This is a genomic window from Virgibacillus litoralis, assembly GCF_017873675.1.
GTDB lineage: Bacteria > Bacillota > Bacilli > Bacillales > Amphibacillaceae > Lentibacillus > Lentibacillus litoralis.
Genome location: NZ_JAGGKK010000001.1, coordinates 285,926 through 300,336 on the forward strand (window position 1 = coordinate 285,926; position 14,411 = coordinate 300,336).

Genomic DNA, 14,411 nt, shown 5'->3' on the forward strand with positions numbered 1-14,411 from the left:
TTCAAAATTCTTGAAATAGAATTCGAATTAGTTCGGATTTTTTTTGCAGTTAAGTATAACTACTTTCTTACTGCATAAGTGCAACTATGGCATTCACCAAAAGCTTGGTGAATGCCTAGTTCTCTAATGTTGCTGATTAGGTATAAACTACGAAGTAACTGCAGGAATAAAATCTATAAACTCTCGTCCCGCCGTCCGGGGTTCGCTACGGGCGGATGCTTTCCGCGGGCACGACCTCAGCCTCCTCGAGAAAACCACTCTGTGGGGTCTTCGGAACGTGCTATTCCCGCAGGAGTCACCTCCCTCCACTCACCCGGACTACTTTAGTGCTGTCACAAATTTATTCTATAGCGATTCAGCGGAGGAAATACACGTAGACTCCTGTGGGAGCTGAGGCCTAGATGAGACTACGCAGCGACGTAGGAGCAAGGAGGCTCATCAGCCGCCCACGGAAAGCGAAGTGTATTTCCGAAGCGGCATCATAGCACTCAAATTTTTTAAATAGTACGTCGCAGTTTATATCAACTACGTATTAGATCCAACCATTAAAATGAACACTCTAAACACCTATCCTTATTATTCGTCTTTAGGATAAAAGTTTTAGTTATGTCCAACCTCTCCTCGCGAAATTTGGTTTATAGTTCCTACATGTTATTGAGTTTACTTTTTCTTTTATAATTACTTTTATTAACGCCAAGGTCGACCATTCGTTCTACCTTTTCCACTGATACATTTGTGGCCAACGAAATCTCTTCAACTGAAACATATGGCTTTTTTGAAATAAAACTTCTTATTCGATCACTTTCGACCAAACATGTCGTACACATCATAAACGGGCCAGATTCCATTTGCTTCATACATAACCGGCAATTTCGAATAAATTCTCCCATTTACTCACCCCTTATGACTAATAAGGTCATTCTACACTAATCGACACAATCAAACAATAAAATTTTTGAATTTTTTAAAAAATAAGACTATAGTCTTATTGCGTGCTGAAAGTCCTGTATACATTTGAAGGCATAGGTCAATTACCTTGTTAAGACAACACTCCGCCACATCTCTTTTTAAATATTTCAATGGCTATAATATTTTATCCGATATTTTCACATACTAACATTCAGTAATTGTTTCATCAGGAGGTACATATGAGAAAAAATCGTCGTCGTCGAAACACACAAACTCAATCAATATTCCCTATAAAAATTGATAAACTTGAAAAGCTTCTAAAAGATAAATTTGAGAAGAATCCAGATTTGATTTTTTCTACTTTTGAAATCGGTGGAAAAAATGTTTGTGTATTTTATTTATCCTATCAAGTTAAAACAGAAAGACTTGATAACTTTTTATTAAAGCCTTTATTGAATATTAGCGATTTGAGTACCCCTAACATCCTCAACGAAATTCCTATAGGCGGTGGGTCTACAACAGATACATTTGAAGAAATCCTTGAAGATTTATTGATAGGTAACGTTTTTGTATATGTAGAAGACGAGGATAAAGCTGTTTTCTACTTAATAGTTAGAAAGGAATCAAGGGATATTTCAAAGTCTGAAAACGAATCTGTTGTATTAGGTCCCCAGATTGCTTTTAGCGAGTCACTCATTACAAATTTAAATGTTGTACGTTGGAGTATTAGGTCTACAGATCTTGTACTGGAAAAGATAATGATAGGAAAGAGAGCTAAAACAGAAGTTCGAATAATTTATATGAAATCCATAGTAAACGATAAACATATAAATACAATGCGCCAAAGGTTACAGGATCTGGACCTTGATAAAGTTGATGACTCCCATGTACTGTCTCAACTTATTGAGGACTCCTCCTCTACTATTTTTCCGCAATATTACTTAACCGAGCTTGTAGATCGATTTAGTTACACTGTCTCACAAGGTCGGATAGGTGTGTTAGTTGAGAATAATCCACAAGCAATTTTGGCACCTTCTACTATTTTTAGTTTTTTGGAATCAACAGAGGATATGTATATGCGCTGGAATGCCGGATCCTTTCTACGAATTCTGCGTTTTATTGCTATGTTTATCTCATTTATTCTAACACCACTTTACGTTGCAGCAGTAACCTATCACTATGAGCTTATTCCACCTCGGGAGCTTATAACTATAGGGCAATCAAGAGCCATCGTACCATTTCCACCGATAATTGAGGCCTTATTTTTAGAATTTCTAATCGAACTATTGCGAGAGGCAGGGGCGAGACTGCCGTCTAAAGTCGGTCAGACAATTGGTATTGTGGGCGGAGTAATAATTGGGCAAGCTGTAGTGCAAGCAGGATTGACAAGCAGCATTCTTATTATCGTAATCGCCTTCAGCGCACTTGCATCGTTCACTGCTCCAAGTTATGAAATGGGAACTACAGTAAGGGTTATTCGCTTCCCTATGATTTTACTTGCAGGAATGTTTGGTCTAATCGGCATTATGTACGGACTCTGTTTTTTAGTAATACATGTACTAAAACTTAAATCATTGGGTGAGCCATATCTGTCTCCCATTTATCCATTTCGTTGGGATGACTTGAATAAAGTATTGTTTAGACCTCCATATGCATATCAAGATAAACGATTTCTGTCTTTGAGACCAAAGGATTTATTTCGTTTTAAAAAATCTGAGGCGGTAAAAAAACACGATATAGATGAGTAGGTAGTTCTATGGAAATTAACCCTAAAATTAAAGAGAACCTTCGTATCCGTGCATTCTACTTGTTTTTCATTATCACATCCATCCAAGTAGGTGTTGGGATAATGGGAGCTCCAATGTATATTTTCACAGAAGCAGAGCAAGATTCCTGGTTATCTATTATTATCGCGTTTGTTTACGTACTGCTTGTTATATTTGTTATGTTTCGTATATTGGAGCAATATGAAAATGCTGATATTTTTGGAATCCAAGTGGATATCTTTGGTAAATGGCTGGGTAAAATATTAGGAACATTGTATATAATTTACTTTGCTGCTGCATTGTTATCCGTAATACTGACGTATATTGATGTTGTTAAAGTCTTCATCTTTCCAGAAATAAGTTCACTTATTATAGGTGTTTTACTTATTTCCCTAATAATTTACTGTATTTATGGGGGATTGAAAGTAATAATCGGTGTCGTGTTTATATTCTTTTTTTCTGCACACTGGCTTCTATTTCTTTTATATGAGCCAGCCATAAGAATGGAACTGGATCACTTTCAGCCATTTTTTCAAGCTTCTTTTCCCGAATTATTAAAAGGAGCAAGAGCTACAGCATACAGCTTTGCAGGTTTTGAGATTCTTTTACTAATTTATCCATTTATTCAGAACAAAGAAAGCGCAAAATTCCCTGCCTATTTTGGTGCTTTCTGGTCATTTGGACTTCTGCTCATTGGTACCGTCATTTCAATTGGCTACTTTAGCGCAGTACAATTGAAAGAACTGGAATGGGCTGTATTATCCTTATTTAAGATAGTTTCTCTTCCTTTTGTTGAGCGTTTCGATTATATCGTTGTTGCCGAATGGATGATGGTAGCTTTACCAAACATGATATTACTAATGTGGGCGATAACTTATGGAATTAAACGTATGTACAAGGTTCCACAAACAAAGACATTATTTATAACATCATTTATTTTATTAATTCTTATTGCCTTCATGTCCAACCATAATATAATCATTAGGCTAACCGACTTGGTTGCCAAAGTTGGTTTCTGGGTTGTTTATGTCTATCCATTTATACTCTTCCCAATTGTATTACTAAAAAAAAGATGGCAGAGGAAAAAGGAAAGTGAAACTAGATGAGGAATACCTTAAGATTAGTTGTTTTGTCATTGCTATTAATTACTTCCCTTACTGGCTGTGTGGAACCTAAATCTATTGAAGACCTTGGAATCATTAATACACGTGGTGTCGACATAATAGAAGATGACAAAATAGAAACAACTTTAGTAATTTATAAATTTGACTCACAGAATCAGGAACTTTCATCACTTGTTTTTGGGGAGGGTAAAACCATTAAAGGTGCCCGTCAGAATGCGAATTACAAAACAAGCTTCCAATTAACACCAGGACAAATACGTTTTGAACTGTTTGGAAAAGAAACTGCTGAGAAAGGACTATTAAGTTTTGTTGATACACAAATACGTGATGCCAGGGTGTCGGATACCATGTATTTGGCAATAAGTGAGACAACCGCAAAAGATGTTATTACACAGGGGCACGAAGGAGCAGCTGTTCAAATAGGAAAATATTTATTCGAATTAATCGAACAAAATGTAGAAGATAATATTATTCCACGAGTTACCTTGCAGGATTTTTTGCATATCTATTACGACTATGGTCATGACCCTTATTTGCCTGTTTTATCAACTGTGACAAAATCACCTACATTATCAGCTATTGCCTTATTTCAAGATGATAAATATGTTGGACAAGTTCCATTAAAAAATGCATTATTAATCAATGTTTTTAACAAATCAATCGAAAATGCATCTCTAGAAGTTCAACTTCCAATGCAGCCATTCAAAAAATATATGAAAAGTGAAAGGCAGGATGAGAATGATGAAGATACAGCACATGCACTGATGAAGATATTGAGAGGTAACAGTAAAACAAAATTAACAAATCTACAGAATATGCAATTTCAAACTGAAGTAACTTTCAATGTAACGATGTTAGAGTTATCAGAAGAAATAGACCTGAAGAACCCTAAGGTTAAAGAAATTTTTGAAAAAGAAGTGGAAAAGAATTTCAAGAAACAATATGAACAGCTTTTCAAGAAGTTACAGGAATTTAATTCAGACCCTTTTGGGTACGGTACTATCTATCGGATTAATAAGCCAGGCGGAAAACTTACAGATGCGGAATGGCACAATAAATTTCCCGATATAAATGTAGATTTTAAAATAGAATTTATTCTCAAGGGACATGGTACAACTCCATAATGAAGCAAAAAGAAACCGACCTCATAAAAGGGTCGGTTTCATATTATCCATGATATTCGTCGCTTTCACTCACATCATCAGATACCAAGCCAGATAACACGTGTACACGCAAAATAAATCCGACTAGCTTATCTTCTTCATTTACAACTGCAAGTGGAAAACTTGATTCCAATGCTTTTGGAATAATATCATTTATATATTCATCTTTTGGAACTACCGTAACATCATCACGCAAAACATCTTCTAGTGATTTCTTTTCTTTTAATCCTGAAATGGCATCATCAATCGTCACTATTCCTTTCAAATGACGTTGACGATCTACAACAAACACACTGGAGATACCATTCTCTTCCATTTCTTTTCTGGCAACATTTAAGCCATCTTTCATGGAAACAAGTGCATTCGGTTTAATCATAACATGTTCGGCCTGAAATACTTTTGAGCGGTCAATATCCTTTATGAAATCAGATATATAGTCATTTGCCGGATTTTCAATAATTGCCTCAGGGGTATCAACCTGGTTGACCTTACCATCTTTCATAACCGCAACTCGATCACCCAATTTAAATGCCTCATTTACGTCATGTGTAATAAAAATGATCGTTTTCTGTAAACGGTCTTGGATATCAAGTAATTCAAGCTGCATCTCACGGCGAATTAACGGATCCAGTGCACTGAATGGTTCATCCATTAAGAGAATATCCGGGTCATTTGCAAGCGCGCGAGCCAAGCCTACACGCTGTTGCATACCACCAGATAGCTCATCAGGATATTTGTCCTCGTATCCACCCAATCCGACAATATCAATGTTCTTCTGTGCAACTTCCCGCCGTTCTTCTTTGGAAATATTACGTATCTCAAGACCGTATTCTACATTTGCCATGATAGTCCTATGGTTGAAAAGACCAAAATGCTGGAATACCATAGCAACCTTTTCCTGGCGAATCTTTTTAAGCTGTGAACTATTGAATTTAACGATATCTTCCCCATCAATAAATATCGATCCATCAGTAGGTTTATTCAATAGATTAAAACAGCGTATTAAAGTTGACTTTCCACTTCCTGAAAGCCCCATGATAACAAAGATTTCACCTTCTTTTATATCCATAGATGCGTCGTAAACACCTACAGTATGACCCGTTTCAGCAAGGATTTGATCTTTTTCCATACCTGCTTTTATTTTAGGGATTATTGACTTTGGTTTCGAACCAAAGATCTTTGATACATGCTCAAGTTTAATTTTAGTAGACATTAGCTTACCCTCCTATGCTTCTGGAGCTTGTCGGCTACTCCACCAGTAATACGGTCAATTATAATTGCTAAAAATACAATACTAATACCCGCTTCAAAACCTAATGCAATATCGATTTGGTTAATCGATACTAGAACTTGCTCACCAAGACCTTGTGCACCAACCATTGATGCTATAACAACCATCGCCAATGCCATCATTGTTGTCTGGTTTACACCAGCCATAATTGTTGGCAGAGCTTGTGGAAGCTGAATTTTAAAAAGCATTTGCCAATTTGAAGATCCGAAAGATTGTGCTGATTCAATAACTTCTCTGTCGACACTTCTAATTGCTAGTTCTGTAAGCCTGATTACTGGTGGAACTGCATAAATTAATGTAGCAAAGATTGCCGATATATTCCCTAATCCAAAGAAAAATATTGCTGGGATTAAATAAACGAAACTCGGCATCGTCTGCATCGCATCTAAAATTGGACGCATTACGGTCGAAAATCCTTTACTAAATGCCATCCATACCCCTGATGGGATACCTACAGCTAAGGAAATGATAACCGCTGTCATCACAATCGCTATTGTAGTCATCAAATCTTCCCATAAACCGAATGTACCAATCAAGAATACAAATGCACCATAGAGAACCCCAGATACCATCGACTTGAAATACCAGCCAAGTATTACTATTAATAGAATAAACACCCACCAAGGCATCCATAGTAAAAAGCCTTCAATTGCATTGATAATCTGTGATGAAAATAGATAGATAAAATTGAAAAAGCCTTCTAATGATTCATCTAGAAATTTAACTAAGTCTGCAACATAATCACCAAGATTAGTAGTTATACCAGGAAAAGCACCCATAGGTACCACCTCTTTCTTTTAAATTAGAAAAAGCAGCCGACGTTAATCCGGCGCCAGCTGCTTGAGATTTTTACTCCATTGAATCTTTGACTTTTTTGGCCACGTCTTCAGGGACCCAACTTGTCCAAATATCTTCATGTTCGTTCATCCACCACATTGCCGCTTCTTCTGGTGAAATATCTTCTTTAGATTCCATATAACTTAAAGCTTCTTCAGTTAGCGAACTGCTTGTTTCATAATTTTTAAGGAATTCAACAACCTCAGGTGCCGGACCAGGAACATCCTTATGAACTGCAGTTACAACATCATTTGGAGGAAACTCTGTACCTTTTGTTTCATCCCATGTTTGCTGATCAAATTCTGGTTCTTGCAATAATGTTAAATCATATTTTGCAGTCACAGCAGTCGGTGACCAATAATACCCTACCCATGGTTCTCCAGCATTATATGCGTCAGTTAAAGATGCTACTATAGCTGCATCAGAGCCTGGTTTAAAGTTCACAAACGTATCGTTTAAGCCATATGTTTCCATTTTTTGAGTGATTGTTTTTTCAACAGCCCAACCACTTGGTGCATTAATTAAACGACCTTTATCAGGTTCTGCTGGATCTGCAAATAATTCAGGATAATTTTTCAAATCTTCAACGGTTTTTAACTCTGGTGCCATTGGTTCAATACCGCGTTCTTCATCACCCTCAATTACGTAAGTTGGTACATATAATCCTTGAACATTATCGTCAAAGTTTACAGAAGTTTTTACAATATCACCAGCGTCAATCGCCTCTTCATATACTTCTTTAGTATTATCTGTCCATATCTCCATATAAACATCAATGTCACCTTCAACGAACCCTTGCAAAGTGGCTGCAGTCGATCCAGCAGTAACTTCTGTTTCAATACCGTAGCCTTCCTCAATAATCTTTTGTGCGATACTATTATGCACTTTGATACTGTTCCAGCCAGCATCAGCAAACACGAGCTTATCAATTTCTTCTTTTGAATCCGAACTAGAATCTGATCCTCCGCAAGCAGAGAGAGCTGCTACTAAAATAATAGCAGAAAACAATAATAATAGTTTCTTCATAATAATTACCCCTTTATTTTTGTATTGTCGAAAATAAGTAAAGTACGTCACACAGACGTGATTAAAATATGTGTATATGATGTAACAGCTGAAGGATACATATATAGAAGAGTTGTGAAGATGAAAGTTAATGACAACACTCTTTATGATAGTGAATTGGTATTTTTTAATCAAACTGTATTTAAAGCGTTTATCTCTAATTAGCGATGATTATTGGAAGTCAGTGGCTTCTAGCTGTATATATTTGCTTAATTGTCGAAAATACTACAATATTCGACATAATTTAAATTTCTAACATTTTTTTTACTGGTCACCATTTAATGAATGAAATGTAAAAAGTCCCCGAAAAGCTATGCGCTTGGGGACTTTTTTCTCAGTGTTGCTTGTTGGATTAATTTACTTTTTACCTGAGTTCTTAATAATTTCAATCACTCGGTCTCGCGCTTTCTCGCTCTGATAATTTTTCATATTATCCATAATAATTGGGGCGTGCTCTTTTAATTGAGAAAGTTCATGTACTAACGAGTCTTCTGTAAGTTCTTCTTCTTCCATTACCCGAGCATATCTTTTTTCAACAAACGATTTCGCATTTATGATTTGGTCACCCCTGCTCGCTTCTTTTGATAACGGGATAAGCAGCATTGGTTTTCGCAATGCCAAAAACTCAAAAATTGCATTTGAACCAGCTCGTGACAGGACAAAATCAGTTGCAGCAAAAAGGTCTTTCAATACTTCATTCACATATTCAAATTGCGTATATCCATCACGGTTTATCGACGTGTCTGTTTTACCTTGCCCGCATATATGTGCTATTTGAAATACTGGTAACAGCTCATCAAGGCTTGCTCGTACTGTATTGTTGATTTTTTCAGAGCCACCACTGCCGCCCATTATGAGTAAAACTGGTTTTGCTTTAGTGAATCCGCACAACTCCAAGCCCTTATCCTTATTTCCTTGGAATAACTCATCCCGAATAATGGCACCCACATATTCAGCCTTCTTTTCTGGAAGATATTTCATTGTTTCAGGAAATGTTGCCAAGACCTTGTTAGCAAAAGGAATTGCGAGCTTGTTTGCGAGCCCTGGCGTGAAGTCTGATTCATGAATAACAGCTGGTACACCACGCATCTTGGCTGCCATAATTACTGGCACTGAAACAAAACCACCTTTTGAGAAAATAATTGATGGTTTTCGCTTACCAATAATCCGACAGGCCTGCATTGTACCTTTCATTACTTTAAATGGATCTTTAAAATTTTCCTTAGACATATAACGACGTAATTTTCCTGTTGAGATCGGATAATATGTAACACCGTTAAGCTGTTCAATTAGATTGCGTTCAATCCCTTTTTTGGAGCCGATATAATCAATTTCCCATCCTTCTTTTTGGAATATGGGTATCAGCGCAAGATTAACGATCACATGACCAGCTGAGCCTCCACCTGTAAAAAGAATTCGTTTCGTACTCACAGAATTAACTCCTTTCTTTCATAATGCTAACTTAACTTGTATAATTGCTTTTATAATTATAAAAATCACTTTCTCTATCCTAATCGAAAAACATATAAAAAGGAAGAGTATTATGTATGAGACAACGACACTAAAAGAAAAATTAAAACTGTTTAATGTCATATTAATACCCATCCTTATTACCCAAATAAGTATGTATTTAATGAACTTTTTTGATACGGTGATGTCCGGGCAAGCTGGAGCTGCTGATTTAGCTGGTGTTGCAATTGGATCCAGTCTTTGGGTACCTATTTTCACCGGTGTGAATGGAATTCTTCTCGCAATTACTCCTATTATAGCGCAATTAACCGGAGCAAAGTCAGAAGGAGAAATATCCAAAAAAATTCAACAGGGTATTTACTTGGCTATTGCATTGGCACTTATAATTGTGGTCCTGGGTGTATTTGTACTTAACCCTATTCTGAATTCAATGGACCTGGAATCGCAAGTACGACACACAGCAAAATATTACCTTATTGCCTTAAGTACAGGTATTGTTCCCTTATTTATTTTCAACACATTGCGCAGTTTCATTGACGCTCTTGGTCAAACTCGAATCTCCATGATTATCATTTTGATTTCACTACCATTAAATATATTCTTTAATTATATATTTATTTTCGGAAAGCTTGGGGTGCCTGCCTTTGGTGGCATCGGTTCTGGTATTGCAACCGCAATTACTTACTGGTTAGTTTGTGTTATTGCAATAGGAATCATCCATAAAATTCAGCCTTTTCGCAGCTACGGGATTTTAATCAATTGGGTTTCTCCATCCCTTAAAGCATGGTGGGAGCAGCTTACAATCGGAATCCCAATCGGTTTTGCAATCTTTTTTGAGACAAGTATCTTTTCAGCGGTCACACTTTTGATGAGTGTCTACAGCACATATACAATTGCCGCCCATCAGGCTGCAATTAACTTCGCCACAATGCTTTATATGATCCCACTAAGTGTTGGCATCGCCTTGACCATCGCAATTGGTTTTGAAGTCGGAGCTAAACGCTATGATCATGCCCGAACATATGGCTATATTGGAATTAGTGGCGGGATTTTTATTGCCGCATTTGCAGGACTTGTACTGTATGTATTCAACGGCATGGTTGCAGCACTTTATAACTCGAACCCTGAAGTAATTAAATTAACAAAGCAGTTTATCTATTATGCAATCTTCTTCCAGCTGGCAGACGCATTCGGCGCACCAATTCAAGGCGCATTGCGTGGCTATAAAGATGTTAATATGACACTCATTATGGCATTTGTATCCTATTGGGTTATTGGATTACCTAGTGGCTGGCTTTTGGCGAATTATACAGCATTAGAACCGTTTGGCTATTGGGTTGGTATTATTATTGGGTTAAGTGTTGGGGCTGTTACGTTACTGTGGCGCCTGCTTTATTTGCAAAAAAAATATGTACGAAGTGGTGAAACCGGCTAGTTCTTCAACCATGATAAAAGAGCCCATAGAGATGAAGAAAGCCACCCAAACTAGGCGGCTTTCTAAAAAGATACTATAAGAATATTCCTGCTACAGTAGCTGATAAGATGGATGCAAGTGTTGCACCAACTAATAACTTCATTCCAAAGCCAGAAACTTTTACAGCTTTTTCGCTGTCAATAGCTTGTACTGTTCCCGCGATAATTCCAATGGATGAAAAGTTGGCAAAGCTTGTAAGAAATACCGATACGATTCCGATTGTTTTCTCGGACATGCTACCTAGCATTTTTTCGAATTCCAACATAGCCACAAATTCGTTGGTAACAATCTTTGTACCCATTATTCCACCAGCTTCAATTACCTCACCAGGAGCAATACCCATTAATATACCTATTGGAGCAATGATATAGCCTAGAATTTGCTGTAAGGTAACTCCTGCAAATACTGATTGAATGATCCAATTTACTAATTCCAGTGAAGCGATAAATGCAACAAGCATTGCTGCAACGATTAAGGCAATTTTACCACCATCAAGTGCACCATTACCCATCGCTTCAAAAATACTTTTATCATTTGATACATCTTTCACGTCAACATGATCATCTTCCGCTGCCACATTTACAGGTGAAATAACGGACGAAATCATCAACGCACTAAACATGTTAAGCGGTAATGCAACGAGTACATATTCTGGAGGAAGAATCTGAATATATGCTCCAACAATCGATGCTGAAACTGAACCCATTGCCGACGCACTTACAATATATAAACGATTCTTGTCCAAGTGATGAAACTGAGATTTAATCGCTAGTAATGCTTCAGATTGACCAAAGAAAATACTGTTCACCGCATTAAACGATTCCACCTTTGGCAACCCGGTGATTTTTGATAAGAACCCGCCAAAATATTTAATAATCGGTGGCAAGATTCTTAAATATGTTAGCACTGACAGAATGGTTGAGAAAAAGATAATTAGAAGTAGGACATCAAAGAAGAAAATGCTTCCACCTTCTGTACGTGCAACCCCACCAAGTATAAAATTAATACCTTCCATGCCAAATTCAATTAATTTATTAAATCCAGCCGAAATACCATTTATAATTGTCTGTCCAATTTCTGTAGCGAACATAAACCACGTTATCAAAAATTGCGATCCTAACATAACGATGATGCCTTTATAATTAATATTTTTCTTATCATTGGACATCAAAAATGCCAGTCCGAGGACGATGATGATTGCTAGAAACCCGAGAAGTATATCCACGGATGCAGCCTCCCTTATAGTTGATTGAATGTTATTGTAACTGCTTACAATAACATTTTCCATAAATGATTCTAGCAGGTTGTCAGACGTCATGCAAGTTAAATTTTTTCCAATTGGGGCACTGTTTTAGTAGTACCCTATATTGAAACTTTTTAACAACTTTATTTGCATGCTCACGAAACACACATAAAAAAATATAAGCAGGGGATTAGCGTCCGGCTCTTCTGGGGGTTCTGTGCACTCTTCTGTTGATTTAGCATCCTCTTCTGGGGATTCAGCACCTTCTTCTGGCGATTCCTCACTCTCTTCTGTTAAAAGCGATTACCAGCAAAAGCAAAAGGACCCTAGCAATAATTTGCTAGAGTCCCACGTAAATTTAATATATTAATGTGCAGGGAAAAAGATCATTTGCAGGACGAACACGATTCCAAAGAAATATAAAATCCAGTGGACATCTTTTCCCTTACCGGTAACCAATTTTAATAATGGATATGTTATGAATCCGATTGATATTCCTGTTGCAATGCTTGAGGTCAGTGGCATTGTTAAAATAATTGCAAACGCTGGAAATGCTTCATCGAATGTTTTCCAGTCAATCCGTGCCAGCCCTTCCATCATGAAACATCCTACAATAATTAATACAGGAGCTGTAATTGCGGGTAAGCCAGCTATCGCACCTACAACCGGTGTGAAGAAAATAGAAATTGTAAATAATCCAGCAATAACCAATGCCGTTAAACCTGTACGCCCACCTGCTGCAACACCAGAAGAAGATTCGATATATGCTGAAGAAGGACTTGTCCCAAACATTGAACCTACTGTCGTTGCTGTAGCATCGGCTAATAGTGCTGATTTTGCCCGTGGCATTTTTCCATCTTTGATAAATCCTGCTTGTTCTGCCACACCAATCATGGTGCCAGTTGTATCAAAAATTGTGACCAATAAAAAAGCAAAAACAACCGTGTATAGTCCGTTGGTAAAAACTCCGCCAATATCGATATCAAAGAACACTGGCATTGGTGGCATTGATGTAAATCCTTCCGAGAATTCCAGCTGACCGGTAAAATAAGCAATAATACCCGTAGTCAGCATACCTAGAAATAAAGCCCCTTTAATATTTCGAGCCATTAGAATTAGTGTAATAAATAATCCAGCTAACGTTAATAGCGTCATGGGTTGATGCAGGTCACCAAAACCAACCATATTTGCCTCATTTGGTACGACAATACCAGACATCTTCAGACCTAAGAATGCTATGAAAAGGCCTATCCCTGAAGTAATCCCAAACTTTAGTGAAGGTGGTATCGCCCATATTAACGTTTCACGTAACTTTGTGAAACTCAATAAAACAAATAGAATACCTGCCAAAAACACCGTTCCAAATACCACCTGATAGGATAACCCCTGTGATGCAACAACACTGGCAAAATAAGCATTCAATCCCATACCTGGCGCAATCGCAATTGGATAATTGGCACCCAATGCCATGAATACCGTTCCAACAACTGCAGCAATGACCGTAGCCATAAATACTTGATCAAATGGTACCCCTGCCGAGGAAAGGATTGCCGGGTTTACCACAACAATATAGACCATCGTTAAGAAAGTAGTTATTCCTGCAACAAACTCTGTTTGAATTGTTGTATTGTTTTGTTTTAGTTTAAATATATTTTCCAATGAGTTCACCTTACTTCCGAATAATTATAATCACAAGTAATATAATATTCGTTTTTAGAACAGAATGCAATGCCTATAAAGGATTTCTATCAAAATTTTTGAGCTTAATCCTCATTCGGGGTATTAACATGATGTGCTCCTTATCCAGATATCCGTTCTGTTGATTATGCACCTTCTTCTGGTGATTCTGCTCCTTCTTCTGGAGATTCAGGTCCCTCTTCTGGGGATTCAGCTCCCTCTTCTGGGGATTCAGCTCTTCCTTCTGGCGATTCCGCACCTCCTTCTGTTGATTCAGCATCCTCTTCTGTTGATTCAACTGCCTCTTCTGGCGATTCAGCACCCATCTTCCCTTCATTCACATCCATCCTCTGCTGATTCACCACCTTTTCAAATAAATCGCAACATACAAA

General features: G+C 37.4%; 12 protein-coding genes. 4 read left to right on the forward strand and 8 right to left on the reverse strand.

Features of this window, described 5'->3' with window-relative positions:
• Positions 1–644 precede the first annotated feature (644 nt).
• Entirely contained in the window at positions 645–890 is a 246-nt protein-coding gene (locus J2Z82_RS01440) for a hypothetical protein (protein ID WP_209479009.1), read from the reverse strand.
• Positions 891–1,148: 258 nt separating this feature from the next.
• On the opposite strand from J2Z82_RS01440, the gene J2Z82_RS01445 reads away from it, so the two are divergent.
• From J2Z82_RS01445 to J2Z82_RS01455, 3 genes are read left to right on the forward strand one after another with little or no spacing between them, the layout of a single operon-like run.
• Positions 1,149–2,657 carry a spore germination protein gene (locus J2Z82_RS01445; RefSeq protein WP_209479010.1) on the forward strand — a complete coding sequence of 503 codons (1,509 nt, stop codon included), beginning with the start codon at positions 1,149–1,151 and terminating at the stop codon, positions 2,655–2,657.
• An 8-nt stretch (positions 2,658–2,665) separates the two neighbouring features.
• Entirely contained in the window at positions 2,666–3,781 is a 1,116-nt protein-coding gene (locus J2Z82_RS01450) for a GerAB/ArcD/ProY family transporter (RefSeq protein WP_209479011.1), read from the forward strand.
• On the forward strand, positions 3,778–4,923 hold the full coding sequence (locus J2Z82_RS01455; RefSeq protein ID WP_209479012.1) for a Ger(x)C family spore germination protein: 1,146 nt from the start codon (positions 3,778–3,780) through the stop codon (positions 4,921–4,923). Before J2Z82_RS01450 ends, J2Z82_RS01455 begins: the two co-directional genes overlap by 4 nt.
• A 43-nt stretch (positions 4,924–4,966) precedes the next feature.
• Here J2Z82_RS01455 and J2Z82_RS01460 read toward each other — a convergent pair whose 3' ends face one another.
• From J2Z82_RS01460 to J2Z82_RS01475, 4 genes are all read right to left on the reverse strand, one after another.
• Positions 4,967–6,175: a quaternary amine ABC transporter ATP-binding protein gene (locus tag J2Z82_RS01460; RefSeq protein ID WP_209479013.1), complete on the reverse strand. Its 1,209-nt coding sequence runs from the start codon at positions 6,173–6,175 to the stop codon at positions 4,967–4,969.
• Positions 6,175–7,032 carry an ABC transporter permease gene (locus J2Z82_RS01465; RefSeq protein WP_209479014.1) on the reverse strand — a complete coding sequence of 286 codons (858 nt, stop codon included), beginning with the start codon at positions 7,030–7,032 and terminating at the stop codon, positions 6,175–6,177. Before J2Z82_RS01465 ends, J2Z82_RS01460 begins: the two co-directional genes overlap by 1 nt.
• 70 nt (positions 7,033–7,102) lie before the next feature.
• Complete coding sequence (locus J2Z82_RS01470; RefSeq protein ID WP_209479015.1) at positions 7,103–8,116, reverse strand: ABC transporter substrate-binding protein; 1,014 nt, start codon at positions 8,114–8,116, stop codon at positions 7,103–7,105.
• 396 nt (positions 8,117–8,512) lie between these two features.
• Positions 8,513–9,586, reverse strand: coding sequence for an undecaprenyldiphospho-muramoylpentapeptide beta-N-acetylglucosaminyltransferase (locus tag J2Z82_RS01475; protein ID WP_209479016.1), 1,074 nt, complete (start codon positions 9,584–9,586; stop codon positions 8,513–8,515).
• 112 nt (positions 9,587–9,698) lie between these two features.
• On the opposite strand from J2Z82_RS01475, the gene J2Z82_RS01480 reads away from it, so the two are divergent.
• Positions 9,699–11,060, forward strand: a complete 1,362-nt coding sequence (locus tag J2Z82_RS01480; protein WP_209479017.1) for an MATE family efflux transporter — start codon at positions 9,699–9,701, stop codon at positions 11,058–11,060.
• 73 nt (positions 11,061–11,133) lie between these two features.
• Here J2Z82_RS01480 and J2Z82_RS01485 read toward each other — a convergent pair whose 3' ends face one another.
• The 3 genes from J2Z82_RS01485 to J2Z82_RS01495 form a co-directional block, all read right to left on the reverse strand.
• Complete coding sequence (locus J2Z82_RS01485) at positions 11,134–12,324, reverse strand: NupC/NupG family nucleoside CNT transporter (protein ID WP_092493547.1); 1,191 nt, start codon at positions 12,322–12,324, stop codon at positions 11,134–11,136.
• A gap of 384 nt (positions 12,325–12,708) precedes the next feature.
• Positions 12,709–14,001: an NCS2 family permease gene (locus J2Z82_RS01490; RefSeq protein ID WP_245250985.1), complete on the reverse strand. Its 1,293-nt coding sequence runs from the start codon at positions 13,999–14,001 to the stop codon at positions 12,709–12,711.
• 164 nt (positions 14,002–14,165) lie between these two features.
• Positions 14,166–14,366, reverse strand: coding sequence for a hypothetical protein (locus J2Z82_RS01495; RefSeq protein ID WP_209479018.1), 201 nt, complete (start codon positions 14,364–14,366; stop codon positions 14,166–14,168).
• Between the last annotated feature and the right edge of the window lie 45 nt (positions 14,367–14,411).

Bases quoted from the DNA above. Each gene is read 5' to 3' on its own strand.
- J2Z82_RS01455 (WP_209479012.1), top strand. From the start codon at position 3,778: ATGAGGAATACCTTAAGATTAGTTGTTTTGTCATTGCTATTAATTACT.
- J2Z82_RS01450 (WP_209479011.1), top strand. From the start codon at position 2,666: ATGGAAATTAACCCTAAAATTAAAGAGAACCTTCGTATCCGTGCATTC.
- J2Z82_RS01445 (WP_209479010.1), top strand. From the start codon at position 1,149: ATGAGAAAAAATCGTCGTCGTCGAAACACACAAACTCAATCAATATTC.
- J2Z82_RS01480 (WP_209479017.1), top strand. From the start codon at position 9,699: ATGTATGAGACAACGACACTAAAAGAAAAATTAAAACTGTTTAATGTC.
- J2Z82_RS01495 (WP_209479018.1), bottom strand. From the start codon at position 14,366: ATGGATGTGAATGAAGGGAAGATGGGTGCTGAATCGCCAGAAGAGGCA.
- J2Z82_RS01470 (WP_209479015.1), bottom strand. From the start codon at position 8,116: ATGAAGAAACTATTATTATTGTTTTCTGCTATTATTTTAGTAGCAGCT.
- J2Z82_RS01465 (WP_209479014.1), bottom strand. From the start codon at position 7,032: ATGGGTGCTTTTCCTGGTATAACTACTAATCTTGGTGATTATGTTGCA.
- J2Z82_RS01460 (WP_209479013.1), bottom strand. From the start codon at position 6,175: ATGTCTACTAAAATTAAACTTGAGCATGTATCAAAGATCTTTGGTTCG.
- J2Z82_RS01440 (WP_209479009.1), bottom strand. From the start codon at position 890: ATGGGAGAATTTATTCGAAATTGCCGGTTATGTATGAAGCAAATGGAA.